At 52.5% G+C, this 25,429-nt stretch carries 33 protein-coding genes and 1 tRNA gene; 10 read left to right on the forward strand and 24 right to left on the reverse strand.

The window, feature by feature from the left end; genetic code table 11:
• Positions 1–16: 16 nt before the first annotated feature.
• From bfr to FHW17_RS17145, 11 genes are all read right to left on the reverse strand, one after another.
• A complete protein-coding gene (bfr, locus tag FHW17_RS17095) occupies positions 17–502 on the reverse strand; it encodes a bacterioferritin (RefSeq protein ID WP_112526734.1) in 486 nt (161 codons plus the stop codon).
• A complete protein-coding gene (locus tag FHW17_RS17100; RefSeq protein WP_112526736.1) occupies positions 468–779 on the reverse strand; it encodes a (2Fe-2S)-binding protein in 312 nt (103 codons plus the stop codon). The genes bfr and FHW17_RS17100 overlap by 35 nt, the downstream gene beginning before the upstream one ends.
• Before the next feature lie 423 nt (positions 780–1,202).
• The gene (locus FHW17_RS17105; RefSeq protein ID WP_112526738.1) at positions 1,203–1,517 is read right to left on the reverse strand and encodes an antibiotic biosynthesis monooxygenase; all 315 of its coding nucleotides are present in this window, start codon (positions 1,515–1,517) and stop codon (positions 1,203–1,205) included.
• Between the two features lie 76 nt (positions 1,518–1,593).
• Positions 1,594–2,055 (reverse strand): iron-responsive transcriptional regulator RirA, encoded by a 462-nt coding sequence (gene rirA, locus FHW17_RS17110; RefSeq protein ID WP_091876866.1) that lies wholly within the window; start codon positions 2,053–2,055, stop codon positions 1,594–1,596.
• Between the two features lie 144 nt (positions 2,056–2,199).
• Positions 2,200–2,445 carry a hypothetical protein gene (locus FHW17_RS17115; RefSeq protein ID WP_091876864.1) on the reverse strand — a complete coding sequence of 82 codons (246 nt, stop codon included), beginning with the start codon at positions 2,443–2,445 and terminating at the stop codon, positions 2,200–2,202.
• A 313-nt stretch (positions 2,446–2,758) separates the two neighbouring features.
• Complete coding sequence (locus FHW17_RS17120; protein ID WP_182510395.1) at positions 2,759–3,067, reverse strand: hypothetical protein; 309 nt, start codon at positions 3,065–3,067, stop codon at positions 2,759–2,761.
• A gap of 112 nt (positions 3,068–3,179) precedes the next feature.
• The gene (locus FHW17_RS17125; protein WP_182510396.1) at positions 3,180–3,470 is read right to left on the reverse strand and encodes a hypothetical protein; all 291 of its coding nucleotides are present in this window, start codon (positions 3,468–3,470) and stop codon (positions 3,180–3,182) included.
• A 45-nt stretch (positions 3,471–3,515) separates the two neighbouring features.
• A complete protein-coding gene (locus FHW17_RS17130) occupies positions 3,516–3,878 on the reverse strand; it encodes an antibiotic biosynthesis monooxygenase (RefSeq protein WP_112526744.1) in 363 nt (120 codons plus the stop codon).
• 223 nt (positions 3,879–4,101) lie between these two features.
• Positions 4,102–4,284 carry a hypothetical protein gene (locus tag FHW17_RS17135; protein ID WP_182510397.1) on the reverse strand — a complete coding sequence of 61 codons (183 nt, stop codon included), beginning with the start codon at positions 4,282–4,284 and terminating at the stop codon, positions 4,102–4,104.
• Between the two features lie 205 nt (positions 4,285–4,489).
• Positions 4,490–4,648, reverse strand: a complete 159-nt coding sequence (locus FHW17_RS17140; protein ID WP_162700303.1) for a hypothetical protein — start codon at positions 4,646–4,648, stop codon at positions 4,490–4,492.
• 303 nt (positions 4,649–4,951) lie between these two features.
• Positions 4,952–5,140, reverse strand: coding sequence for a hypothetical protein (locus FHW17_RS17145; protein ID WP_182510398.1), 189 nt, complete (start codon positions 5,138–5,140; stop codon positions 4,952–4,954).
• A 570-nt stretch (positions 5,141–5,710) separates the two neighbouring features.
• Here FHW17_RS17145 and FHW17_RS17150 point away from each other — a divergent pair.
• A complete protein-coding gene (locus FHW17_RS17150) occupies positions 5,711–6,250 on the forward strand; it encodes a flavin reductase family protein (protein WP_112526748.1) in 540 nt (179 codons plus the stop codon).
• Between the two features lie 4 nt (positions 6,251–6,254).
• On the opposite strand, the gene FHW17_RS17155 is transcribed toward FHW17_RS17150, so the two are convergent.
• The 11 genes from FHW17_RS17155 to FHW17_RS17205 all read right to left on the reverse strand — a co-directional run bounded on the left by FHW17_RS17155 (position 6,255) and on the right by FHW17_RS17205 (position 15,454).
• Positions 6,255–6,500, reverse strand: coding sequence for a hypothetical protein (locus FHW17_RS17155; RefSeq protein WP_112526750.1), 246 nt, complete (start codon positions 6,498–6,500; stop codon positions 6,255–6,257).
• 114 nt (positions 6,501–6,614) lie between these two features.
• Entirely contained in the window at positions 6,615–7,031 is a 417-nt protein-coding gene (locus tag FHW17_RS17160) for an SMR family transporter (protein ID WP_112526752.1), read from the reverse strand.
• Positions 7,028–8,206 carry a GNAT family N-acetyltransferase gene (locus FHW17_RS17165; RefSeq protein ID WP_246706886.1) on the reverse strand — a complete coding sequence of 393 codons (1,179 nt, stop codon included), beginning with the start codon at positions 8,204–8,206 and terminating at the stop codon, positions 7,028–7,030. Before FHW17_RS17165 ends, FHW17_RS17160 begins: the two co-directional genes overlap by 4 nt.
• Positions 8,187–9,005, reverse strand: a complete 819-nt coding sequence (locus tag FHW17_RS17170) for an alpha/beta fold hydrolase (RefSeq protein ID WP_227986633.1) — start codon at positions 9,003–9,005, stop codon at positions 8,187–8,189. Before FHW17_RS17170 ends, FHW17_RS17165 begins: the two co-directional genes overlap by 20 nt.
• The gene (locus FHW17_RS17175; protein WP_182510399.1) at positions 8,992–9,867 is read right to left on the reverse strand and encodes a fatty acid desaturase; all 876 of its coding nucleotides are present in this window, start codon (positions 9,865–9,867) and stop codon (positions 8,992–8,994) included. The genes FHW17_RS17170 and FHW17_RS17175 overlap by 14 nt, the downstream gene beginning before the upstream one ends.
• Positions 9,864–10,217 (reverse strand): EamA family transporter, encoded by a 354-nt coding sequence (locus FHW17_RS17180; RefSeq protein ID WP_112526756.1) that lies wholly within the window; start codon positions 10,215–10,217, stop codon positions 9,864–9,866. Before FHW17_RS17180 ends, FHW17_RS17175 begins: the two co-directional genes overlap by 4 nt.
• Positions 10,214–11,167 (reverse strand): arginase family protein, encoded by a 954-nt coding sequence (locus FHW17_RS17185; protein ID WP_182510400.1) that lies wholly within the window; start codon positions 11,165–11,167, stop codon positions 10,214–10,216. Before FHW17_RS17185 ends, FHW17_RS17180 begins: the two co-directional genes overlap by 4 nt.
• A gap of 4 nt (positions 11,168–11,171) precedes the next feature.
• Positions 11,172–12,593 carry an aminotransferase class III-fold pyridoxal phosphate-dependent enzyme gene (locus FHW17_RS17190; RefSeq protein ID WP_182510401.1) on the reverse strand — a complete coding sequence of 474 codons (1,422 nt, stop codon included), beginning with the start codon at positions 12,591–12,593 and terminating at the stop codon, positions 11,172–11,174.
• 23 nt (positions 12,594–12,616) lie between these two features.
• Positions 12,617–13,300, reverse strand: coding sequence for an MtnX-like HAD-IB family phosphatase (locus FHW17_RS17195; RefSeq protein WP_182510402.1), 684 nt, complete (start codon positions 13,298–13,300; stop codon positions 12,617–12,619).
• A gap of 121 nt (positions 13,301–13,421) precedes the next feature.
• Positions 13,422–14,801, reverse strand: coding sequence for a HAMP domain-containing sensor histidine kinase (locus tag FHW17_RS17200; RefSeq protein WP_182510403.1), 1,380 nt, complete (start codon positions 14,799–14,801; stop codon positions 13,422–13,424).
• On the reverse strand, positions 14,798–15,454 hold the full coding sequence (locus tag FHW17_RS17205; protein ID WP_112526766.1) for a response regulator transcription factor: 657 nt from the start codon (positions 15,452–15,454) through the stop codon (positions 14,798–14,800). Before FHW17_RS17205 ends, FHW17_RS17200 begins: the two co-directional genes overlap by 4 nt.
• A gap of 294 nt (positions 15,455–15,748) precedes the next feature.
• On the opposite strand from FHW17_RS17205, the gene FHW17_RS17210 reads away from it, so the two are divergent.
• Complete coding sequence (locus FHW17_RS17210) at positions 15,749–16,120, forward strand: hypothetical protein (protein ID WP_091876830.1); 372 nt, start codon at positions 15,749–15,751, stop codon at positions 16,118–16,120.
• Between the two features lie 100 nt (positions 16,121–16,220).
• Here the strand turns inward: FHW17_RS17210 and FHW17_RS17215 are convergent, their stop codons facing one another.
• Entirely contained in the window at positions 16,221–17,228 is a 1,008-nt protein-coding gene (locus FHW17_RS17215; protein ID WP_182510404.1) for a Tim44 domain-containing protein, read from the reverse strand.
• 231 nt (positions 17,229–17,459) lie between these two features.
• Here FHW17_RS17215 and FHW17_RS17220 point away from each other — a divergent pair, with 231 nt between their 5' ends.
• The 7 genes from FHW17_RS17220 to FHW17_RS17250 all read left to right on the forward strand — a co-directional run bounded on the left by FHW17_RS17220 (position 17,460) and on the right by FHW17_RS17250 (position 24,185).
• Complete coding sequence (locus FHW17_RS17220; protein ID WP_182510405.1) at positions 17,460–17,999, forward strand: hypothetical protein; 540 nt, start codon at positions 17,460–17,462, stop codon at positions 17,997–17,999.
• Between the two features lie 64 nt (positions 18,000–18,063).
• Positions 18,064–18,672 carry an RNA polymerase sigma factor gene (locus FHW17_RS17225; RefSeq protein WP_182510406.1) on the forward strand — a complete coding sequence of 203 codons (609 nt, stop codon included), beginning with the start codon at positions 18,064–18,066 and terminating at the stop codon, positions 18,670–18,672.
• Positions 18,669–19,472, forward strand: a complete 804-nt coding sequence (locus FHW17_RS17230) for an anti-sigma factor (RefSeq protein ID WP_210275931.1) — start codon at positions 18,669–18,671, stop codon at positions 19,470–19,472. The genes FHW17_RS17225 and FHW17_RS17230 overlap by 4 nt, the downstream gene beginning before the upstream one ends.
• Positions 19,473–19,749: 277 nt before the next feature.
• A complete protein-coding gene (locus FHW17_RS17235; RefSeq protein WP_348643752.1) occupies positions 19,750–20,820 on the forward strand; it encodes a cyclopropane-fatty-acyl-phospholipid synthase family protein in 1,071 nt (356 codons plus the stop codon).
• A gap of 177 nt (positions 20,821–20,997) precedes the next feature.
• Positions 20,998–21,975: a GAF domain-containing protein gene (locus tag FHW17_RS17240; protein WP_091876821.1), complete on the forward strand. Its 978-nt coding sequence runs from the start codon at positions 20,998–21,000 to the stop codon at positions 21,973–21,975.
• Positions 21,976–22,602: 627 nt separating this feature from the next.
• A tRNA-Ser gene (locus tag FHW17_RS17245) sits at positions 22,603–22,692 on the forward strand.
• A gap of 152 nt (positions 22,693–22,844) precedes the next feature.
• Complete coding sequence (locus FHW17_RS17250; RefSeq protein WP_182510407.1) at positions 22,845–24,185, forward strand: sorbosone dehydrogenase family protein; 1,341 nt, start codon at positions 22,845–22,847, stop codon at positions 24,183–24,185.
• Between the two features lie 89 nt (positions 24,186–24,274).
• Here the strand turns inward: FHW17_RS17250 and FHW17_RS17255 are convergent, their stop codons facing one another.
• The gene (locus tag FHW17_RS17255) at positions 24,275–24,790 is read right to left on the reverse strand and encodes an AAA family ATPase (protein WP_182510408.1); all 516 of its coding nucleotides are present in this window, start codon (positions 24,788–24,790) and stop codon (positions 24,275–24,277) included.
• 176 nt (positions 24,791–24,966) lie between these two features.
• Here FHW17_RS17255 and FHW17_RS17260 point away from each other — a divergent pair, with 176 nt between their 5' ends.
• Complete coding sequence (locus tag FHW17_RS17260) at positions 24,967–25,368, forward strand: DCC1-like thiol-disulfide oxidoreductase family protein (protein ID WP_182510506.1); 402 nt, start codon at positions 24,967–24,969, stop codon at positions 25,366–25,368.
• Positions 25,369–25,429: the final 61 nt, after the last annotated feature.

The raw sequence follows: 25,429 nt of genomic DNA on the forward strand, positions 1-25,429 counted from the left end.
ATGCAAAATGATTGGCTTATTCAGCGGCGTCAGCAGGTGCAGCATTGAGCTGACCGTAGTTCTCGACGCCAATGCGGCCCAGCAGATCAAGCTGTGTCTCGAGGAAGTCGATGTGGCCTTCTTCGTCCTTGAGAAGCTCATCGAAGAGTTCCTTGGTGACGTAGTCGCCAACTTCGGCGCAGATTTCGCGTGACTTCTTGTAAGATTTTACAGCGTCATATTCACCAGCAAGATCGGCTTCCAGCACTTCCTTGATGTTCTGACCAATGCGGAGAGCGCCGATCGATTGTAGATTTGGATGGCCTTCGAGGAAAATAATGCGCTCGATGATGCGATCAGCGTGCTGCATTTCTTCAATGGATTCAGCGCGCTCTTTCTTGGCGAGCAGCTTGTAACCCCAATCGTCCAGAAGGCGATAGTGCAACCAATACTGATTGACTGCTCCCAATTCGAGGAACAGCGCTTCGTTAAGCCGCTCGATGACCTTTTTGTCGCCTTTCATGCCGTGAACTCCCGTATTCGTGACGCAATGCCCGCACACGATCAATAAACGAGACTGCATCAGAATCGTTGGAACCGCTGCGGAGGTGATATTCTTCCGTCACCTTTATGATGGTTTCAACGACGTTTGGGAAGCAGCCGCAACAGCGGCCGCGCTTCTGCATGGCATGGTAGACTTTTGCCGGGACAATCAGTTGCCACGGGTCAATATCGAGAAGTTCAACAATAGTATTCTCGATCTCTTTTTGGGTAATGATATTGCAATGACATACAAGCATATTGTCTACGCGCCGTATCTGGAAGAATAAATACCTACAAATCCTGACGCCATCAAATCGTCAAAACTTTCCCTGGTGGCAGGGCAGGCGGCGCTTCGCTGAAAATGGCCAAGGAATATTGTCCCGTGGCCTGATAATACTTTCGAACCAGACAAAGGTTCCTCCAATCGCAAGGGTTCAAGGCCCTAACATTAAAGGTCATGCGTTATTCGCAATACTGGTTGTATAAGACCGGTTTGTCGGAATTCTGTCAAATGGCCAACGCTGAATATGTCGTGATATCAATAAGTTAGAATAGTTCTAAACTAGGAAAATAACATAACCAATTCAATCATGTTTGGCGTATTTCATTACAGAAACCGGCAAAACTAATTGCCGGTTTTACGTGTGTCAAAACGTCTCATTTGTCGTGAAAAGACTAAATCAGACGCCTTCGACCACCGAGAATCCTTCGAATTGGGGATGTCCGATATAGCTTGGCTTGCTATCGCCTGCGTTGCGATGCGCGGCACGGAAATGTTCGGACTGAGTCCATGCGGTAAAATCCGCCTGCGTGCGCCAGATGGTATGCGAGGCGTAGAGGGTATAGTTCTCTTCCTCGTTCTTGGAACCGCGCAATAAATGAAACTCGACAAAACCAGGAACCGACGCCAAACGGGAGTCGCGTGTTTTCCATACGGTCTCAAAGGCTTCTTCGGACCCGGACTGAACTTTGAAACGATTCATGGCTATATACATGGTGAAAACTCCATTTGAAAAATAAGACTGGTGATTAATCTTTTAAACGGGTCATCCCGGAAGTGGGGCGACTGGATCAGCTGGCGGTAGCGAGGCGCGGGGCCAGATTGTCGATACCGAGGAGGGCGCGCACATCCCTTGTCTTGACGATATCGTCAATGGAGTACTGGGCCAGTACTTCGAAGAATGCATTCAATGCCTTACGCAAGGCAGCGTTCAGGCCGCAACTGTCGATCAACGGGCATTCGGCAGCATCGTTCTCAAAGCACTCTGCCATGGCAAAGTTTTCTTCGGTCACGCGCACAACATCAAAAAGCGTGATGTCCTTTGCAGGTTTGCCAAGCTTCACACCGCCATTGCGCCCACGTACGGTTTCAACGAAACCGTTTTCAACGAGTGGCTGCAGAATCTTGAACAGGAAAAGTTCGGAGACCGTGTAAGCCTGCGCAATTTCAGCAATCCGGCTCAGATTGCCATCATTGGCGGCGCAATACATCAGAATGCGAATGGCATAATTTGTCTGTCTGGTTAGGCGCATGGGAATATCTCTCTCAACCTGAAATCAGGGCATGCCTTGGAAACGAGACTCTAGTTTAGAATTATTCTTGATAAAGTAAATAATAATATGAGCTAAAGTTTCATATTTTCGAACAAGAGATATCGGGCGCCAAATTGCTGGGAATCAGCGAACGAGAACGACAATAGACGCCGTGATAAAACCGGCAGCGACAAGCAGCAGGAAACCATAGACCCGGGGCTTGTCGAAGAGAACGGCAAATCCGGCAGCCCAGACAACGACAGCGGCGCTCAACGCGTAGAGAAATCCGGCCTTGTGCACCCAGGCAATATGGACTGCCATCAGGCCGCCAATGATAAGGGCACCGAATACGACCATCAAAGCCAGTGCGTATTTCTCAAAATTGTCCATTCAGGCAGCTCGCTCTAAACACCCCGGCACGGAATCAAGGGGCTCACTCTCACTGTAAAACCCGATCCAACATGATCAAGGCTATATTCCCGTCTTTCATAGATGTTCCGCCTCGCGGGTGCAACAGAAGACCGGCTCAAGTCTGGCTGATAAACGCTGCCTTGGTGCAAAAAGGCAATAAAAAAGGCCGGGAAATCCCGACCTTTCCAAACTCGGCTCGACACCAGTGCCAGTACATCCGTGGTCAAAGACGGAACCGAATTTCTGAAGCTGATATAGGCAGCCGTATTACCCGTTTCAAGACCCGTCCGGTTTACCGGCGATAGGCGCTAAGACCCGCAAGCAAGCCGATACCCGCAATTGCAGAAATGACGGCAACAGTGATCAGCGGGTTTTCCTTCGCTTTATCGGCGACAACCTGTGCTTCATCTCCCACAAAGCGTGCTGCCTTGCGACCATGGCGTTTCACAGTGTCATAGGTCGAATTTGCCTGATCAAGCAGATCATAACCCTGATCGGAAAGGGACTGGGTGATCCCTGAAAGTTCCTTGCGCAGGACCGCAATCTGACTTTCCAGATCACCCTCAACTGCGTCACGTGCTTTCGATACGTTCGTTGCCATTTCGAGAATTCCTTTCATCTTAAGCGAAGGAATAACGGTGGGAGCAGCTTTTGGTTCCCGAAAACCCAGAACGTTTCCGACGCTGTTTACCGGAAAGGATTCTGGAAAGTGATCAATTCCAGCAGCCGTGCGACTGTCCATTCAGGTTGTGGGAGTCGATGTCTATTCCGGCGGAAAAATCATTCCGGGCAAGATAAACAGCAGTTTCCGGCTTGATGCGGATTTTGTTCCAGCCTGCGCATTTGGAAGATCCTGTCGATTTGGAGGTTTCATCCATCCAACGCATCGCGCTGCAATTGCTGACGGCCAAAATGCATGGCAGGAGAATGGCAAGAGCCAATTTGCTTTTCACAGGAAACCTTCTTGCTGTCGCAGCCATAGCGGGTACTTCAAGATTATTCATTGCACATTTCGATGCCCAACAACATTAGACGTTAGGCAAAGCCCCTCAATCGTCATTGCTGGCATTCAGTTCCATCGTGGTCATGCCTTCGGCCGGTTTGGCGCTCAGGGATTTGGCGAGGATCAAACGGCTGGATTTGAGCAATGGTGCATTGGCTGCACGGACTTTGACCAGACGCGGATTGTTTTCATGGGCTGTAACGGCTGCCTCATTGGCATAAAGCTCGTTGACCATAACCTTGTTGGGAATAGGCGTACCGTCACGCTCGATTGGTTTGATGACTTCGAAGCGCAGGCAGCCCGGTTCTTCGTCAAGTGTTTTGCGTGCATGCTCGCGAATGAGCGCCGTAAACTCTTCCTCCCGGCCTTCATGTGTTTCGAATTCAACAATAATCGCCAGTTCAGTCATAAAAACTCAAGCCTCCCGCTTTTCTCTCACGGTTCTATCAGCGACCTCCTGACAAATCCAGACGTAAGGTGCTGATAGGGCAGGTCAAAGCCTTGTAAAATCTCGATTCCTTATGGGAAGTGACGGTTGCGCGCACGATCAAATCATTCGTGCCGGAATACACCGTTGAGGGGTCAAAGCGAGCGTGGGACTGGAATATGAAGGACTGGTGAGTGCTCGCGCTTTATTTTTGCGAAGCAGCAAATGCCAGCAGAACGGCACCTGCAACGATGGTCGCCAACCCGATATAGAGCCAGCGGGTTTGCCCGACCATGAAACTACCGCCAATAAGGCTGAGGCCCTGCAAAGCCCATACTCCGCCCAGAATGATCAGAATTATCGCAACAATCGACAGAATGATTTTCATGGCGTGCCCGTTCTCACAAGCAAAACCCCTGCCGAAACGGTAGGGGTTTCACGGGTTGAGGCTTGATTTGGCTCTAACAAACTGGACTCTGGATAAGAATATCACGCATCGTTTCAGTGCGGCGCAGGCTCAAGGTACCGCTACACTCAACTTGCCAAAACCTTAACATAGCCAACTTTCATTTCAAAGAACGAATGGCTCAGCGTCAGTTCACTTTTGCTTTCAACTGGGCAATTTCCTCTTCCATTTGTCGGATTCGATCTTCCAAAGCATTGATTGCCTTGAATACGGCAACACCCATGCTTTTAAAATCACCGCGATGGATTGCAGTCTCGATGGCTTGTTTGGCGCTATCAATGGACATTGCTTCCTCCGTTTCAGGTTTTCTTATTCTGCAATGCTAGAGCCTTTCCTGCCGAAATTGAACCAGTTCTGTTCGGACAAAGGAAGCGCAATGAAAAAAGCCCAATCCTCAAGGGGTATGAGGATTGGGCTGTGTTGGCTTGTGGGGGGAAAGCCAAGGCTGGTTGGGGTACCAGTACCCATATAATGTGTCAGCGGGGGATTGGTTCCATGACAATTGAAAATATTTCTGGCGCCACGGGAGCGCCGTTGAGATGCTGAACTTCGACGAAAACAGGGCGATCAGGATAATATCGGTAACAACTTATGCGGGCAGGAGATTAAACAGCACGGCCAGATGGAACGCAAAAGCGCCCGCGAAAATCAGGGCGAGGATGGCCCGCTCTTTGTCTTTGAAAATACGTTGGAATGCCGAAGCGCGTACGTTGTGCGTGGTCGTATAGTCAGTGGACGCCATCGGAATTGTTCTCTCTGTGCAGATGGTGGCCATCATCAGGCATCCAATAGACGATTAACACGATAGAGATTACAATTTTCGCGAAAGGAAGAGTATGATTTTGCGCGCAGCGGCCTTGTTGTGGAAATAAATCCCGCATTTGAGTTGAGCGTGGCATGCAGGTTGAAAAGTGCGCCATTATCAATGTCTGGATGAGCTGGTGATTAATGGCCGATCAATAGACTCATTGCTGCTGTTTCCAACTGGCAACTGTTCAATCCATCTGGTGCCGTGAAGTCGCTATACGACCCGTTTTAGATTTGGTTTCTCGAAATTACCGCGAACGGCAAAACAAAATTGCCGAAAGGTCGCAGGTTGAGCAAAGCACAATCTGGTTTCGCGCTATACGAATGTGCTGCAATGCGATTGTGAGCAGCTATTTGCGTTTGATCTCGAGGAGATTGAAATCGAGTGGATGGATACTCATCTGAAACCGGTCACTAGTCTATTCATCGAAAGTCGAATGACGAAGACCTCTTGCACACCAAGCGAAGTGATCCTTCCGTAGCTGAAAGCCCGGACTTTGACGGTCCCACCTGCCAGAGTGATCCAATGAATGAGGAAAAAATGTCCGTCTTTCAGACAGGGGCGCGTGCCGCCCAGCACGAATTGACTGTGGAAGCCGATTTGTTCAAGGATTCCATGCGTCACCTCGCGGGCGCGGTGAGTGTTATCACGGTAGGGCGTGGCAATGACCGGACAGGCTTTACTGCAACCTCGGTTTCGTCGCTGGCCATTGACCCGCCATCGGTGATTGTCAGCCTCAACAGGGATTCCTCATCATGGCCGGTGTTGCAGCGTCATGGCAGTTTCTGTGTCAATGTGTTGGCACATGATCAGCGCCATGTTGCAGACAGTTTTGCCGGGCGGGGCGGGCGCAAGGGGATTGATCGCTATCTGGATAGCGAATGGCATGAGCTTACGACAGGAACGCTTGCTTTGAAGAATGCCCTGACGGTTCTTGATTGCGAACTTGATGACGCCATTGAACGGCATTCGCATGGCATACTCATTGGAAGGGTGCGCGCGGTCACTGTGCGCAAGAATGCTGAACCCTTGCTCTACTGGCACGGCGCTTACAGGCACATTACGCCGCCGGTTGAGTGATGGACTAAGTCACGATTGCGGTTATCGAACAACCAACAAGAATGATCGTGGCCAGCAAAATGAGGCCATATATCTTGGGTTGATTGAAAACCACGGCAGCGCCCAGAAAAAATGTGGCGCAAGACGCCGCAATCGTAAACAAAAACGCCTGCCTGTCGCCAGTGGCAATCGAGAACGCCATCAATCCTGCCAGTATCACCACGCCGAATGCGATAAATATCCAGGTTGCGAATGTTTCGTAGCGATCCATGGGCTGCGTTCCTAGTCGGGCATGCTGTGTTTTCATGGCAGATTACATCGAAATAAAGACGGACAGTCAAATTGCGTTGACTGGTTGGCAAATGCCCTCGCGGCAATGCTCAACCTAATGCAGTTTGTGGGGTAGTACACCTGAAAGCGATGGTTCAACGTTTTTTTGCTCGCCGGATGCAGTGCCGATGAGCCAGACACCGATAAGAATCAGTGTACTGCCGATGATCTGGAGTGTGCTGATATCTTCCCGGAAAATAAGCCAACTCGTTGCAAGGATCATCACGTAGCTAATACCGGTCAGGGGAAATGCCTTGCTCAGGTCAAGCTGGGCCAATGCCTGCAGCCAGAACACGAAACAGATCACTTCGGCGGCAATAGCAGCCAGCATCCATGGTGATTTAACCGCATGGATAAGCCAGGCCATATCGAAGCCAAGTCCGGTCATCTGTTCTGCGGCGAGCTTGATAAAGACCTGAAACAGCGTGTTGAGAACTGGAATGGCAAACCAGACAAGGTTGATCGGCTTCATGCGCCATCCTTCAATGTTTCATCAGCCGCAAACAGCGGTGAGGCGAGGCGCAATGCCCATTGAATGACTGGATTGCGATGCTTGAAATACATGGTGTTGCGTGTCAGCTGACTGCCGAGGCGTATCTTGTTTTCGTAGTAGGCTTGTCCGCTCTGATAACGCGTCATGCCATGATCAAGACAATGGCGCAGATTGGTGAACCAGCTTAGATAGTACAGATTATAGGCACGGCCTTCGGCACTGTTCATGCAGAAGAACTTGTCGATCAGCGTATTACCATCATGAACCAGCAGATTGGCAGCCAGTAGCTGATCACCTGCGTAGTAAAAGGTGCAGAACGAACGTCCCTGCATCTGGCTGAGAATGCCACTGAAATAATCAGACGTCAGTTCTTCAAACTGCCATTCGCTGCGATTGCGCGTGTCGTGATAAAGCGCCATGACCTGCGGCAGCAGGTTCGCGAAATCAGTGCGTTTTTCCACTCTGATTTTGTCGAAGGATTTCATTTTCCGTCGCATGTCCTTACGCGTTCCGGATGAAAGCCTGAGCATATATGTTTCGATTGAGTCAAAATCGATGTCGAGCCAAGCGGTTGGCAGGCCGGGGATACCTGCAAATTCATGATCCGAAAACACCGTCGCAAAAGCATTTGTCGCTGGCTCCGGCACATCCTTGATACCGATAAGCGAGCAGCCGTTTGCCTTGGAATAATGTTCAAAGCCCGATAGCAATTGTGAGTACAGATCGGCCTTGCGCCGTTCAAGCACATCAGGATGAAACCCAACAATGCCATTTTCAGTGCATGGCGAACCGAGGCAAGCCAGTTTGAGCGTCAGAAATCGGGAAAACGTCTGTCTGATACGGCGCAGAACCTGACGCAACCGGCCTTCTTCGAGCGTTGTATCCAACTGGTAATCTGTCAGAAATGCGGGCATGGCTGCAAGCAATTGGCCATTTTCGATGACGGTGACATAACGGAAGGCAAAACCTGCAATTCCAGCGTCCTCAATGGCAAGCAGGCAACCATAATCCTCTACTTCGTTGGCAAAGCATTTATCCCATGCATCCCGGCCGATATCGCGGATCGATTCAAATATGCGTGTTTGCGCCACCACAGCGATCTTTGCTGAAACGGGCGCGTGCTGTAGAACATGATCATGCATAGGCTGGGGCATTGTTAGCCTCGAAGAATGCCGCTGTGTAGTCGCCAACTTTCTGGCGCTGCCGGTCGACATGGATCATATGGTAGCTGTCTTCGATCCATGTCAGTTGATGCGGTCCGCCGATGTGGCGGCTGATATAACGGGCGTGTTTTGGGCTGCTCAAATCATCTTCCTTGGCATGCAGGATGAGTGTCGGCGTGCGCATTTGCGGTAAGTTCCGTTTCAACTCCTTGCCAAGACGGTACATCTCGGCGATGCCCTTTCCGGGGAATTTATCGATAACGCCCTCTGCTTCCATGCTTACCATCATGCGCCTGATGCGCTCGTCCTTGATACCAAGTGCCGAGGTTTCGCTGAAATTCAGCTTAGCGATTGACGGAATATGCGACAACAGCTCGATAAAGGGTGAAAGCAGCCAGTAATAATGCGGTACATTCCAGCCGTCATAGTGGAAGCAGGGCGAATAGATGGCCACGGCCTTGATGCTGTTTGGCCTTTGATGGGCAGCCATCATCGATAATTTGCCGCCGATACAGATGCCGGCCGCAAATGTTTCATCGGTATAGGGGGCAAATTTCTCTGTTGCCTCATGTACACTTTCCAGCCAGTCCTGCCAGCGTGACCGCGTCAATGTTGCCATGTCAACGCCATGACCCGCCAGAAGCGGGGCATAGACGCTGTAGCCTTTCCGGTTTAGCTGCCGGGCCAGCATTTTCATTTCCGCAGGCGCGCCCGTCAAACCATGGACGAGCAATACGCCTTTGCCATTTGAGCCTTCAAGGAAATAGCTCAATCCATCAGACATCTGCATCGATCATATCCGGGTTTCTGTTTTCCGGGGCCATGAACCCAAGTGCGTGGCACGTACTGATGACGTGTACACCGGCCTTGTCCTGCTCTTCCTTGATTTTCTCATGGAAGTTGCGCAGTTCAGTCCAATGGGTTTTTGGGCGGTAGTGATGTTCAGCGTGGTAGCCATTGCCGAACCACAGCCAATTATAGAAGGTGTTATGGCTGCTCACGCCCCATGCGATAGGCTGATCTGGATCGCCATGGAGGTGCTCATAATAGCCGTTAAGCGAAGAGAGGCAGTTTCCAAGATAATAGAAGGGCGCGAAAAAGAGCATCGCCTTCCAGTCCCAGAGAAAACCGATCGCAGCCAGACCGAGAAACGCATAAAGCTCGAAGCGGCCCCATTTGGCATCAAATGGCCGGTTCTTCGAGATGGCCTTGTGAATATCGCCGAGGCTATCGCGGAAGAAGCTCAGAAACGTATAGCTCCAGACGTTCTCAGGCTCACCATTCTTGCCGTGGCGATAGATCGACAACCAGTCGATGGTTTCGCCCTTCTCGTTCGGGCGGTCGCTATTACCCGAGTGATGGCGCATGTGAATCCACTGATAATAGGTCTGGGAGAAGCCGATTGTCACCGATTCCAGCAGGCTGAACGCGTAGTTCATTGCACGGGACTTGAAATAGGGGGTGTGGATGAAGTTGTGCGAAATGCTGTTGATGTTCCACGAGATCGAGACCGCGTAGAGCCCACCAAGCACAAGCGAGAGCCACAAAGGGCGGCTTTCGAAACCGACGACGAGATAGATATTGAAGAGAAGGTGAGCAATAGCTGCGAGTATGGGCGCGATATCCCACCTTGTATGAGCGAAGAGTTTCATAATCCTGTTGCTCCTACACAAGCCACACCGGCTGTGATGAACAGCACACCGGCTGCGTGGCGAAGGTTGATTTGTTCTTTGAATATCCATGCTCCTGCGAGCACGATGATGACATAGCTGAGAGCCATGAGCGGGAAGGCGATCGACAGCGGCACATGCTCCAGCACGATGGTCCAGCCAACGAGTTCCAGCGCCCAGAAGATCACGCCGAGCCAGGTCACAGGTTTGATTAAAGCGGCGGCCAGTGCCTCGTTATCGGCGGAATATTTGAAGCAGACTTCCCGCGCGGTTTCCGTGAAAACGCAGAAGGCAATCAAGGCAAGCATGTGGGGTGTCAACGTGCCGGTCATCCCATCGCCTCCGACAGGACTTCGAGCAGCGCGTGATTGGCGGCGCTGTTGATGTTGGTTGTTATCGTAGGGTCAGGCGTTGCGTGCGGCTGATCAATGAAAATCTCGGCGCGTTTGGTAAATTGTGTCCACAGATTGCCGGAATAGGATGGTGTTGAATAGTCACCGGTCACATCGGCACCAACGATCCGGTGATGCCTGCTGATTTCCGTGATCAGTGACAGGACGTAGGGCAGGCGCATTCGCCCCTGATCCCAGTTGGTAATCGCATCGTCGCGGACGAGAACATCCTTGTCGATCGTAAAATATACAGCCTCGGTTTTGATCCGCGACAGCAACTGATCAATGAAGTTTTCTTCACCGATCTCCGCGATGGTCTTCCAGCTCAAAACACCATTCTTCTGTTCATAGCTTGCACCGCTGCCATAGTCTTTACGGACACGGCTTGGCGCATGGCTATAGGGGTACAATTCCAGCTGTCCCTGCGCGAGCAATGACAGGTTTGCCCCTTTACGCTCAGGGCTTGTCAGATCATCGCTGCATACGCCCACGGTCACGATTTTTTCGAGATCAGGATGCTGCAGGGCACGATTGATCCATGAGCCGCAATGCATGCCGTTGCCGAAATGCACCCAATCAGGATGGTTATCGAAATGGATGAGCGTTGCCGGGCCCGGATTGTTTTCAAGCGCAGCAGCCACAAGAAGCGCGGTGACGTGGTGAAAATCACCTGACCCCATAAAACAGAGATGCGGTTTCTTCTGATCACCAATGATGTAGCGGGAGATATTGCCGCTGAGGGCATCTATTGCGGGCTGATGCCCCCACAGACGGACCACGCGGCCATGATCTTCTGCATGTATCTGGCGCGCGCCTGTTCGCATACAGGCGCGCACGAAGTCTGGTTGCAACTCCAGCGCATCATCAAGGTGAAGAAGGAGGAGTTGCATGCGATTATCTCTTGGCTGCGCGCACGAAAAGCTGATCGAGCAGGTTCAGAGCCAGATCGATTTCTTCGCGTGTGATCAGAAGGTTTGGCGCCAGCGTGATAACGTTCTTGTAGTAACCGCCGACATCCAGCACGAGACCGTACTTCTTGCCGTCGACAAGCAGATTGCCCTTCATGCCTTCATCGGACATCCAGTCGAGGGTTGCCTTGTCAGGTGTAAAGCCGTCTTCCTTGCAAATCTCGACACGCAGCGCGAGACCAAGCCCGTCAACATCGCCGATGGTTGGATGACGCTTCTGCAACTCTTTGAGGCCATCAAGGAAGTAAGCACCCTTTTCCATGATCGCTGCGCCAAAATCTTCTTCCTCGAGCATTTTCATGGTCTCGAGGGCAATGGCTGTGCCCATTGGGTTGCTGGCAAAGGTCGAATGCGTCGAACCGGGCGGAAAAATACCCGGGTTGATCATCTCTTCCTTGGCCCAGACACCGGAAAGCGGATTCAGGCCATTGGTGATTGCCTTGCCGAAGACGAGCGCATCGGGTGTTACGCCGAAATGTTCGATCGACCACAATTTGCCGGTCCGGTAGACGCCCATCTGGATTTCGTCGACCACAAGCAGGATGCCGTGATCATCGAGAACCTTCTTCAGTTCCTTGAAGAAATTCATTGGCGGGATGACATAACCGCCCGTGCCCTGAATTGGTTCAACATAGAATGCGGCATATTCTGCCTTGCCGGTCTTCGGGTCCCATACGCCATTATATTCGGTTTCAAACAGACGCGCGAACTTCTGCACGCAATAATGGCCGTACTCTTCCTTGGTCATGCCCTTCGGGCCGCGGAAATGGTAAGGGAATTCGATAAACTGGGCGCGATCACCGAAATGGCCATAACGGCGGCGATAGCGATAGCTCGAGGTGATCGCCGATGCGCCGAGGGTTCGGCCATGATAGCCGCCTTCAAAGGCAAACATCAGGCTCTTGCCGCCAGTATAGTTACGCACCAGCTTAAGTGAATCTTCAACAGCCTGCGAGCCGCCGACATTGAAATGGACACGACCCTTGGCGCCGAACTTACGCTCGGCATCCTTGGCGATCATGGCAGCCAGCTCAACCTTTTCGCGATGCAAATACTGCGACGCAACCTGGGGCAGTGTATCCAACTGGCGGTGTGCAGCGGCGTTCAGACGCGGATTGCGGTAGCCGAAATTGACAGCCGAATACCACATCTGCAGATCAAGGAACGGCGTGTCTGTCGCATCGTAGACATATGAGCCTTCGCAGCGATCGAAGAACATGGGGTGGTCGGTGTAATGGACCGTATCACCGTGGGAGCAATATTCCTGCTCGAGGGCACGAAGTTCAGCTTCGGATGTCTGCTGCGAGGCAGCATTGTCATTCTGCTTGATAGCAAGGTTGATGTTCATGAAGATTCTCTTCTGTTGTAGATTTACGCCGTGGCGTAACGTGGGACGCTCACTGGACGGCTGTTAAAGCCGGGGAGTGCATTCTTCAGGCTCTGGGTAAGGTCGGAAAAATTCTGATAGCCAACGAAGGGAATGGCCCTTTCGGTGCAAAATTCAGCAAGTTTGTCTTTGGCAAACACCAGTTCCGGCTTGTCAGAGACGCAGAAATCGGAACGGCCGTCACCGATATAAACGCGTGTATCGAAAGCCTCGACCGAGCGGCATTTGCAGACGCCGGCAGCCGATGAACAATCGGCATCGCTGTAAGGCGAGCTTAATTGATAGCGCGTGCGGCCGTTAATGCCCGATATCGTCAGTTTGTTGGCGATAACAGGCAGGTAATCGAGATTGTAGCGGGCAAGGATGCGTTTGATGAAATAGTCAACGCCATCGCTTATAATGGTGACAGGGATAGCCTGTGCCCAGCAAAAATCGACGAAAGCGGGGAAGGTGGGATCAATGGCAATATCGTCAAGTGCGCGGTCCAACTCCTGATTCGTAGCCTGGATCAGGGCGATTTGACGTGCCATACATTCCGCGGAACCAATAAGACCCTGCTTCCATTCCTGTTCGATTTCCTCCCATTTCGGGCTGGCCAATCGTTCCAGAATGAAATCTGTGGCGTCTTCGAGGGAAATGGTCCCGTCGAAATCACAAAATACATGCATGCAGACACTCCTCGTGCAATGTGAGGAGCTTCTAGCATTCAGGACTGATCGCTAAATTATGCCAAGATGATGCCAAACTGAAATCAGCAAAGGCCTTCAGGCTTACTTGGAAACAGCAAAATTAAGCTTTTGGTAGAAGCACTTCCACGAGTAGACCCTTGCCTGAGGCCGGAGACTTCAAAGCGATCGTGCCGGACAACCGCTTGATAATATCCGCAACAATCGTCAATCCGAGACCGGTTCCTTCGATCTGCGGTGTATCGATGCGGTAGAATCGCTGGAAAACAGCTTCCCGGTGATGCTCGGCGATACCAGGACCACTGTCGGAAATGGACAGTTGCCAGAAATTGTTGGCGAGAGTAACGCCTACGCGAATGCGGCCACCTGCGGGTGTATATTTCACGGCGTTCTCGATCAGGTTGCTGACCATCAGTCGTAACAGAGGGTCGTCAGCCCTTACCAGTGCTTTTTCGTCACCGTCGAGCGACATATCCAATCTTTTGGCCGTTATCAAATTGCCCATTTCCGCGACGATTGATGCCACGGTGCTATAAAGTGCGACAGGTTGAAGTTGCATCGGTTGATGGCCAACGCGCGCTGCGCGCAGCAATTGCTCAATGAGATAGGTGGCTTTTTCATTGCTGATAACGAGGTCGGCGAGAATGGCCTGACGTTCTTTCTCACTGTCGGCTTGCGACAACATCTGCAAAAGCAGTTTCAGCGCTGCCTGTGGCGTGCGCAACTGGTGCGCCGCATGATCGGCAAAACGCCTTTCGGCTTTTAGCGAATCATCCAGATCTTCAAGAAGCTGGTTGATCGACCGGCCAAGCGGTGAAAGATCCCTTGGCAGTGTATCGACTGGAATCGCCGAAAGATCATCGGGCGAACGGCTGCGGATTTGCTGCACCAGCATGCGGATTGTGCTGAGACCGCTATTGATACCAAACCATATCAACAGCGCGATCAGCGGAATGAGGATAAGCAGCGGGAAAATGAGATTGAGCAGAATGTTTGACACCAGCGTCTGGCGCATGGCGATCTTTTCCGCCACTTCGATCACGATCTGCGTTTCAGGAATCGGCAACGAGTAAATCCGCCACTGTTCGCTGTCGTAGTGAACATTGGTGAAACCGGCCCGTTGCAGTGGAATTTCCGCCGGAAAGGTCGATCCCGAAAAGAGAACGATCTTATTCTCCTTCCATGCCCGGAACATATGCGCATCGGCATAATCATCCGCATCTTCATTCAGAGCGAGCTGGTTGCCCATGTTGAAATCGATGTCGGCGATCTGCTTGGGCGGAGCGTCTCCGGGTTCCTCGTCAAATTGATTGTGCAGCAGCATCCACAACACATTGGCATCGTTGATCAGCTGCGCGTCATAGACATTGTTGATTTCGCGGGTGGCACTATTAAAGGCAAATCCGCCGATGATTGCCATGGTGATGAGAATTGTTGGCGTAATCCGGAAAAAGAGCTTCCGGGTGAGGGTGGGACGGCTCATGCATCCACCATATAGCCCACACCGCGGATGGATTTGATGAAATCGCTGCCCAGCTTTTTGCGCAGATTATAGATTGTCACTTCGGTCGTATTGCTCTCAACGGCACTCTCCGCGCTGTAAAGTGCATATTCAATATCGCTTTTTGTGACGTATTTGCCGGATCGCTCCATCAGGAGCTTCAGGAGCTGAAACTCCTTGGCGGTCATCATGACCTGCGTGGATGCTTTGCGCACGACCTTGGCGGCTGGGTCCACTTCCACATCTGCGCATCGCAGAACAGTGTCGACCCGTCCCTCACTGCGGCGCACAAGCGCGCGCAATCGCGCCAGCAGTTCATCAAGATCAAACGGCTTGACCAGATAATCATCCGCCCCGTTGTCGAGGCCTTCAACCTTATGAAGCGGGGTATCGCGTGCGGTCAAAAGGAGAATGGGAACGAGGTTTTTGTCACGCCGCGCCGCCCGCAGTACTTCAAGTCCGCTCATTCGGGGCAGATTGACATCAAGAATGACCACCGCAAAACTCGAATCTTGCAGCGCTGCCAGTCCGGACTCACCGTCCTGCATCCAGTCCACGCCATAGGCATGCTTTTCCAGCGCCTTCTTTAACGAAGAGCCAAGCATCATGTCATCTTCAACAAGCAGCAGTCGCATTTTTCAGATCATTACTTTGAAATTTCGAGGCATCGCATCACAATACGGTGGCGGGGCAGATAAGATCAAATCTCGGTTTTTTGCGGGCAGTTCATCTTCAACGCACAACGAATTCTAATAACCAATACGCTGTTTTCGTCTCGTTACCAATCGTCTCAATTGTTGTTTGTTTTTTGCTCAACCCTGCCTCAATTCGGATCAGAATGGGTCGCATCGTCATGAATAGCGAACGTCGTTCGCGTAAAACGGCAATGCCGGTGCTTCACCGGTCAAACCGATAAGGGAGTGAAAACAATGAAAACACTTGTGATTGCAATGAGTCTTCTGGCTGCCACGACCCTGTCCGCCTATGCTGCAGAGCCAGCAAAAACGGTGGAAACCAAACTCGGCAAGGTGCTTGCCACGGAAAAGGGCCTGACGCTCTATACATTCGACAAGGATGCAAAAGGCAAATCCAATTGTGATGCGGATTGCCTGAAAAAGTGGCCGGCCTTCCATGCGGATGCCAAGGCGAAGGCCGAAGGCAAATGGTCGCTTGTCAAAGCTTCTGATGGTAAAGATATGTGGGCCTATGATGGCAAGCCGCTTTACACATTTGCCAAGGATACAAAAGAAGGCGAGACAACGGGCGACGGCGTCGGTGGCGTCTGGCACGTTGTGAAATAATCGAAAATCAATTCCCCAGAAGCAATTCCTCAGAATCAATTTCGGCGCAGAAGCGAGGCTCCTGCGCCGAAATTACAAACTGAATAGTGTTCAATTGATCCTACGCGGCTTGAATAGCTGACAGTTTCCAGCCGTCGCCATTCTTGCGGACAAAAGTCCAGACCTCAGTGCTTTCACTTGCCTTGGTGTTATCACCATCGACAAGCTTGCCTGTCGTGCGGTCGAGCATTGTGTCAACGCTCGAATAGCGCATGGCCAGTGTTGCGTATTCAGCATTGTCTTCGCGCCATGATTCCGCAATGTCACCCTGAAGCAGTTTGACGTCGGAAACGCTGTTACGCACGCCCTTCGTTGCGTTCTCACCCAGTTCTTCGGCAAGATAGGACATGGCTTCAGGCGTGGTCAGCGTCCGCAGGACCGCATAATTTTCGCTGCCGTAAGCTGTCTGCACTTCGGTCAGAAGCTGTTCAAACTTGTCCAGATCCTGCTGCGAAATGCCAAGCTCATCGGATGCCTGCGAAGACTGGGCCGGTGCTGGCTTTGGAGCCGCAGAGCCGGAACCCATCGCCGCACCAATGCTTGGAATACGGAACGAAGGCGATGTGGACGGATCAGCCGGGCGGCCGAATGCCTGATTGAATGAGGGACCTGATGCCGTTGCGGATGATTGTCGGCGCTGGGCAAAGAAGCGCATGGCCAGCATGACCGCACCGATAACAAGGCCGATCTGCAAGAGCATGCCGAGGAAGCCGAAGCCGCCGCCAAAACCGTTGCCGAGCAACGTGCCGATAAGGCCGCCAACCAGCAAGCCACCGATCATGGAACGGCCGAAACCGCCAAAGAAGCCCGGACGTTGTGTATTCATCTGCGGCTGCATGGCGGAAGGCTGGTTTGTCTGCGGGCGCGGCGTCATAGAGCGTTCGATCGGGGCAGCGGGAGAGGGCGCGGTCCGTGTGGTTGCAGGCGCATCAAACGTGCGTGTACCACGGCTGCCAAATCCGCCACCTGCCCGCCGTGCGTCGGCGATATCAAAAGCACTCAGCGTCACCGCCAAGGCCAGAACGAGCAACACAGCGATGCGAATGATGCGGGAAGCAGTGCCAGACATAAGTTTCTCCTGTTACGCACCCGGCCAATTTGGGGACGCGGAATGCATATAGAGAGCGCGGCGGGCAATTTTAAGTCCCGACACCAATGTGATGGACAATTTTGGTGGGATTTTTTGCTTTGCGGAAATTTTATTCTGGCCCGGATCAAAATTCTGCGGACGGGCCGAATAAAATGAATAGTTGGCGTGTTCTCTCATTGCAGTCGTTTTGATGCAGGAGAGAACGTCATCATGAACAAAGCCAATTCACTATCCGTTACCGCAGCCTTGTTTGGCGCATGCCTTGCGGTTGCTGCATTATCGAGCCCCGCCTATGCGGCCGGCGAAGATAACAGCGCGACCCCAACCTGTCCGAAAGGTGAGGTGTGGAACCCAAAGACCAAGAAATGCGTCAAGCAGGAAGGCAGCCTGCTTCCCGATTCCGACCTGACAACCTACGCTTATGCACTTGCAGAAGCCGGGCGTTATGAAGAAGCTCTTGCTATCCTTGATACGCTGAAGAATCCGAATACCGCTATTGCCCTCAATTATCGCGGCTATGCGACGCGCAAGCTTGGGCGCACCGACGAGGGCATCGGCTATTATATGAAATCGGTTCAGCTTGATCCGCAATATGCCAAGGTGCGTGAATATCTTGGCGAGGCCTATGTCATCAAAGGTCATCTCGATCTTGCCAAGGATCAACTCGCCAAGATCAGGGCCATTTGCGGCACAGACTGTGAGGAGTATCGCGATCTGGCCGAAGCGATCGAAAACCCGGCAAAGATGTGAGGAAGGAAGCGCCTGATTGAAGCGTGATCGGCGGATGACCATGACAATTCAAACCGGATTCATCATGTCTGTCGCATATCCAGCGGTTCCTGCTTATAGTCAGGCAAAGCGTAGCAGAGAGTCATCGGACCGTGTTGCCCGGTCCGATGCGGAGGCGACCATCGCAAACGAGCAGGAAATCAGGGCGGGTCTTTCCCAAAACCTTACGAGGCTCTGGCGTTATGCTGTGGTGTTATCGCACCAGCGCGACGTTGCCGATGATCTGGTGCAGGCAACCTGTGTGCGTGCATTGGAGCGGGCAGGCCAGTTTACTCCCGGCACCCGGCTCGACCGATGGTTGTTTTCAATCTTGCATTCCATCTGGCTCAATGAAGTCCGCTCCCGGCGCGTACGCATGGGGCAGGGTTTCGTTGATGCCGATGAGACCCTTGTTTTTGATGGGGCACGAAATACCGAAACACATATTTTTGCCAATCAGGTGCTCCGGCAGGTTCAGGCTTTGCCGGAAGCGCAGAGAACTGTAGTTTTCCTTGCCTATGTCGAAGAACTTTCCTATCGCGAGGTCGCCGATCTGCTTGAAATACCGATTGGCACTGTCATGAGCCGGCTTGCTGCGGCACGCGCAAAGCTGGCCTCCGCCGGATCAGACAAAATGGAAGGGAGCGCGCCATGACCGATCCCAACCGAGAGACAATTGGAAGCGATGAGATGCTGGTGGCGTTTCTGGACGGGGAACTCGATTCAGAAACACGCAAGGAAGTAGAAAACCTCATTGAAAGCGACAAAAACGTTGCCGATCGTCTGCGTTTCCTGTCTTCCAGCAGCTTGCCGTTCCGCGACGCCTTTAATCCATTGCTCGATAGTGCGCCAAAGGCCAAGCTTGATGCGATGCTTGCCGAGGTTCTGCCTTCAGAGCCGATCAGGAAACAGGCAAATGGCTGGAACCGCCGCGGTTTTCTGGCCGCTGCAATTGGTTTCATCGCTGTAGGTATTGCAGCAGACCGGACTTTCCTTGGCGTTCAGTCAAGCCTTCATGATGATCAGGAAGGTAGTGACTGGCGCTCGGTCGTTGCGCAGTACATGTCGCTCTATACCAGCGATACGTTGGGTAACGCTCCCGCTGACGTGGCAATGCAAACTGAACAATTGCGTGGTGTTGGCGTCAAACTTGGTCTCAATCTCACGCCTGAATTGGTGCAACTGCCGGGAACCACGCTCAAACGTGCCCAGATGCTCGCCTATGATGGCAAGGCGCTGGGGCAAATCACCTATCTGGATGCGGCGCAGGCACCAATGGCTCTTTGTATTGTTCAATCCTCCAAGGGCGCAAAAGCTCCTGATAGCGAACGGCGTCACGGCATGAATGTCATATACTGGTCCAGTGACACCCATGCCTTCATGCTGATCAGCCACGAACCGCTTGCCAATATAAAGGCAATGAGCGACCGGCTCCGCCAAGTTCTGACGATATAAGCAATGATCATTTCATTTTGGCATCAGGTTCGCGTAATCCTGTGATCATCGCCGCATGATAGGAGCCTGACACGCATCGCCTCAGGAGTGTCTGCATGCCTCTATCGTTCGTGGACCGGATTCTTCGTTTCGCTTTTTCCCGCATTGTGACCAAGGGCTCGCTGACTGTCCTGACGGCAAGCGGTGTCCGTCTTGTTTTGGCGATGAAACCGGCGATCCGGTGGTGGTGCGTTTTGCCGACCGGTCGGCGCAACTTCTGTTTCTCATGGATGCCGACATGCAACTCGGCGAGCTGTTCATGGACGAGCGTTTCATCGTCGAGCAGGGCACGATCTATGATTTTCTTTGTCTGGTGCTGCGCGAGGCGCAGAACGAAACACACCCGCTTCCCGCCCGCCTGATCGACAGTTTGCGGGCTCGTTTCAGAGGCTTTCGCCAGCGCAATCTGCCCGCACGCTCGAAACGCAATGTCGCCCATCACTATGATCTGGACGGCAGGCTATATGGTCTGTTCCTCGATGCAGACCGGCAATATTCCTGCGCTTACTTCGAACATCCCGAACAGAGCCTGGAAGAGGCACAACTTGCCAAGAAAAGGCATCTGGCTGCCAAGCTTCTGGTGCAACCGGATAGCCGGGTCCTCGATATTGGCTGCGGATGGGGCGGTTTGGCGCTGCATCTGGCTGATGAGACACCGTCGGGTGAGGTGCTTGGTGTTACCCTATCAGAAGAACAGCTTGAATTTGCCAGAAACAGGCCGGGGACAAAGAGCCATTCCAATCGCGTGAACTTCGCCCTGCAGGATTATCGTAGCCTGAATGGGACATTTGACCGTATCGTTTCGGTCGGTATGTTCGAGCATGTCGGCGCTGCATCCTACGGACAGTTTTTCAGAAAGTGCGCGGAACTGCTGGATGAGGATGGCGTAATGGTCCTGCATACGATCGGTTGTTCGGCAGTGCCTGGCTTCACCACGCCGTGGCTCGACAAGTATATTTTTCCCGGTGGCTATATCCCGTCCATGTCGGAAATCATTCCGGAAATCGAGAAAGCCGGATTGATGGTCACGGATGTGGAAATTCTGCGTCTTCACTATGCCTCGACCTTATCCGCCTGGCGCGAACGCTTCATGGCCCGGTGGCAGGACGCAGCGGCGCTCTATGATGAACGCTTCTGCCGGATGTGGGAATTCTATCTCGCCGCTGCCGAGTCTGCGTTTCGTTATGAGGATCTCGTGGTTTTCCAGTTCCAGATTGCGAAAAGAAACAATGTTATCCCTTTGACGCGGACCTATATTGGTGAACATGAGCAGAACAGACCGAAGGTTCTGCAGGCGGCCAATGCCTAGCATCCAACAGGTCTGATGTTTGATTTCGACCTGATATGACTATTTATTGTCGTTTACGGTGTCGCTTTTTGCCCGTCATCGCCCGAATGGACTCCTTAATATAGCGCAAAGTGTGGGCTTGACCGTGGTGATCACTCAACCATAGTCTGGTTTCACTACGCGGCCTCGGAGGGGACCATGGTAACGCTGCAAAGCGGTTTGCACGCTGAATACATTGAATCAGCGCTCTCGTCGGGCAATGCTGCTGCGCAATCAGCTTTGATTGCTTCCTGGCGGCGGTCGATGCGCCTCTATGGCCTCAATCCAATTGAAGGCCGCGGGCCAAACATTCTGACAGAGTATGAACTCAATCAGGCACGCGAGCGCATGGGCTCGTTGATACTCACCGCTCAAACCAGTCTGGACCGGCTTTATGCGGCTGTGGGCGGGGCAGGTTGCTGCATCCTGCTCGCAGACAAAGACAGTGTTCCGGTCGACCGGCGGGGCTATATTGGCGACGACGAAACCTTCTACCGAATGGGCCTTTGGACAGGCGCCGTATGGAGCGAGGAAACCGAGGGGACGAATGGTATTGGCACTGCTATTGTTGAGCAACGCGCGCTAACTATTCATCGTGATCAGCATTTTCGCAGTAAAAACACGGCGTTATCATGCACTGTTGCGCCAATTTTTGATCATCGCGGCCGTCTGGCTGCTGTCATCGACGTATCCTCGGCACGACACGATCTGACCGATGATTTCGTCAAGCTGATTTCCATTGCCGTGGCTGACGCTGCGCGGCGTGTAGAAGCGGAAAACTTCCGTCTTGCATTTCCCAAGGCACGCATTCTTTTGGCTCCTCCCGGTGATAATGTGATGAGCGAGCGGGCGCTGAACGCACTCATTGCTGTTGATGAGGATGATCTGGTGGTTGGCGCATCCCGATCCGCACGCCAAATGCTCGGTCTGACCGATGAGGTGCTGAGTGCGCCATTGCCGGCAGCCGATCTTCTGGGGCAGCATCAACCAACGTCGCGTGATTTTGCCACCGCTGAACGCGGTGCTATTCAACGGGCTCTGGCGCGAAGCGGTGGCAATGTGTCTGCTGCAGCCGCCGATATGGGTATCAGCCGCGCCACATTGCACCGCAAATTGAAGCGTCTTGGCCTTTCCTGAGCGATTTTGATTTTTTTTGCCATGGTTTGTCGCAAAACTGCGACAGTTGAAGCTCGCACCTGAGCAGACGGGGCTGACACACTGTAAATATTGGGTAACTCTGCCTGAAATGCCGCAGGAGTCGGTGTGAAATGGTGGAGATGAATTAACTGGGTGGATTTCAAACGCTGCCAGGCCCAATAGTCAGAAACGTCATGGCGCATTTCAGAACAGAAATCCGATAGCCGTAATCGGCAATACGCACTGTTCGACGCCAAGTCCGGTTCAAACGGGCACCTGTGGAGCGTTGGTGGAGAGCAAGTTCTTCGATCTTTTGTCGATGAATCAGGCTGTTAACGGCCATCCTTGGAAATTGGAAAAATGAATTCCCAAAAGCGGGCTCCTGACCAGGGCTTGCTTCGTCGGTGGCGCTGACCTTCATCCAGCGCCACCGACGGCCTTTTGGAATGCCATTCAGCCGTATTCTTCGCGGGGAACTGCGCAAGGTGTCATCTATCATCTGTAGAATGTGCATCAGTGCCGCGGAGCCGGTTGACGCAGCAATGCGAATAGATATAAAGGCCTCCGACCAGCTCGGATAGATGTGGCGGAATAACCGATCCGCCACGATGAATGTCGGTGCAAAATGGAGGGGTGGCCGAGCGGTTTAAGGCACCGGTCTTGAAAACCGGCGTAGGTGAGAGCCTACCGTGGGTTCGAATCCCACCCCCTCCGCCATTTCCAAAGTAAGTTATAGATATCAAAGCCTGACGAGAATTTGAGCGAATAGTGTGGAACTATTCGCGCCGGTCTGCGTTTCGCCCGAACGTGTCGCAAACTGGCGCGATCATCGTGTCAGCCTCAGAAATTCTTCAACGGGGATATTCGCCATGAAAAAGCTGACCTTAGGTATCCTGGGTTTGGTCATTCTTGCTTGCCTTGGGGCAGGTGGCGTCTACTTCTATTCGCAAGAGTCAGCAACAGTGTCTGTCAGCGAGGGATATGGACCCAATCCCACGTTGCCAGCACCCAACCCCCGACCAATTCCAACCGTGAATGTGGCACAGGCCGCCAAATGGCCTGATGGTGTAACCCCCATTGTTGCTTCAGGGCTGAAGGTTAATGTTTATGCGAAGGATTTGGCGCATCCGCGCTGGCTGCATGTCCTGCCGAACGGAGACATTCTTGTTGCGGAAACCAATGGTCCTGCAGAGGAGCAAACCGGTTTCAGTATTCGAGGCTGGGTGATGGGCGTTCTGATGAACCGGGCTGGCGCTAAAGCTGCCAATGCTAACCGGATTACGCTGCTGAGGGATGCGGACAAGGATGGTGTCGCCGAAATAAAAGAGCCGTTTATCGAAGGTCTGAACTCGCCTTTTGGCATGACGCTGGCCAATGGGAAACTTTACGTTGCCAACACCGACGGCATTGTCGCGTTTCCCTATAAGGATGGCGACGCCAAGATCACCACAGCTCCCGAGAAGATCGCTGACCTGCCGGGCGGCCCTATCAACCATCACTGGACAAAGGATGTTATCGCAAGCTCGGATGGTAAGAAGCTTTTTGCGACCGTGGGCTCAAACAGCAATGTTGGAGAAAACGGTCTTGATGCCGAGAAGAACAGAGCAGCCGTTCTTGAGATCGATCTGGCAACAGGACAGGAGCGTGTGTTTGCATCAGGCCTTCGCAATCCCAACGGACTTTCGTGGAATCCCGATAGCGGCGAATTATGGGTTGCGGTGAATGAGCGTGATGAAATCGGCAGCGATCTCGTTCCGGATTATATGACATCGGTCAAGGACGGTGCGTTCTATGGATGGCCTTACAGCTATTACGGCCAGAATGTTGACGTGCGCGTCAAACCGCAAAATCCTGAGCTTGTGGCAAAGGCGATCAAGCCAGACTACGCGCTTGGACCGCATACAGCATCGCTCGGTCTTACATTCAACACTGGAACGCTTTTGGGGGCAGACTATCAAAATGGTGCATTCGTCGGCCAGCACGGATCATGGAATCGCAAACCGCGCAGCGGCTATAAAGTTATCTTCGTTCCCTTTGAAAACGGTAAGCCCAGCGGTCCGCCGAAGGATATACTGACGGGCTTCATCAATGATCAGGATAAAGCCCTTGGCCGTCCAGTGGGTGTTGCAATCGACAAATCAGGTGCGTTGCTGGTTGCTGATGATGTGGGCAATACGATTTGGCGTGTGACGCCAGCGGGTGCCCAATGACCCCGTTATAATCACATTGCTGAATGTTTTCACGGTTGGGAATGAAATACACATCTTCCCAATGAAGCCTTTATCTGCGGTGTGTGCCGTCAGCGATTTCGGGATCTGCTTTCGATCTTGCCCAAGATGAGACTGACAGCTTCATCCAGACCGGTTGTGAAGGTATCAATGACCGTCGTATCTCTGTCCCATTTCTCGTAGAACCTCTCTGCGACTTCTTTCCATGTGGGCAGTATCATATCTTCGATGTCGGAGACTCTTGTTTCGACACGTCGCCTGTGTTCCTCGGCGTCCGAACACGTAACGTGTATTTCGAATGCTTCGACATGGGCTCGGGACGCCACGTTGCGCCATGCTTGGCGCGTTATCGTGATGGCATTAACGGAGTCAGCGATAACTGTTCCTCCGTTTCGCAAGTTTTCTTCCGCCAGAGCATAGGCAACGATATAGTCTGCCGGACCTACCTCATCCCTCAACATTTCGGATGAAATTAACGCCTGCGCGATGGTGTCAACCCGCAAATGCGTTGCCTTTAGACGGCGAGCAAGCTCGCGAGCGATTGTGGTCTTACCAGTTCCAGGCAAGCCACTCATAATAATAAGCATGATGACCTTCACAGCTGTTGGTTGTCGCTTTTACAATTTTAGACGCAGGTCTATCCAGTGCAAAAGCATTGATTGGTGCTGGCGAGACCATTGCTATCGGACGTTTCTTGACTATGTGATTGACTATGGACGCGAAAAACCCCGGCACCACCCCATCCTCGGTCGAGCTTGAGGATATGATCTCAAAGGGCCCAATCATTGTGTTTGATGCGCTTTGTGTGATGTGCTCCGCCAATGCCCAGTTCGTCCTTCGTCATGATCATCAACATCGCTTTCGCCTCGCATCCATGCAGGAGCCTGTCGGGATGGGACTTTACCGGCTCAATGGCATTGATCCCGCTGACCCCGAAACAATGATCGTCGTCGAGCAGCAGGGCGTTTTCAGGAATTCGGATGCGGTTCTGGCAATTTATGCCGGTCTTGGATGGCCATGGCGGATTGCCGGTCTTCTTAAAGCTGTGCCGCGTTTTATCCGTGATCCAATTTACCGCTTCATTGCGCGCAACAGGAACTTTCTTTTCGGACGCCGTGAGACATGCTGGCTGCCGGAGGCTGCCGATCGGGATCGTCTGCTTTGATGGGCCGGTAAGTAAGCTGGCCATTTTCACAGGCGAAAATTGTGCGCTTTCCATCAGTGGG

It is taken from the genome of Phyllobacterium sp. P30BS-XVII, from assembly GCF_014138335.1.
In the GTDB taxonomy this organism is placed as follows: Bacteria; Pseudomonadota; Alphaproteobacteria; order Rhizobiales; family Rhizobiaceae; genus Phyllobacterium; species Phyllobacterium meliloti.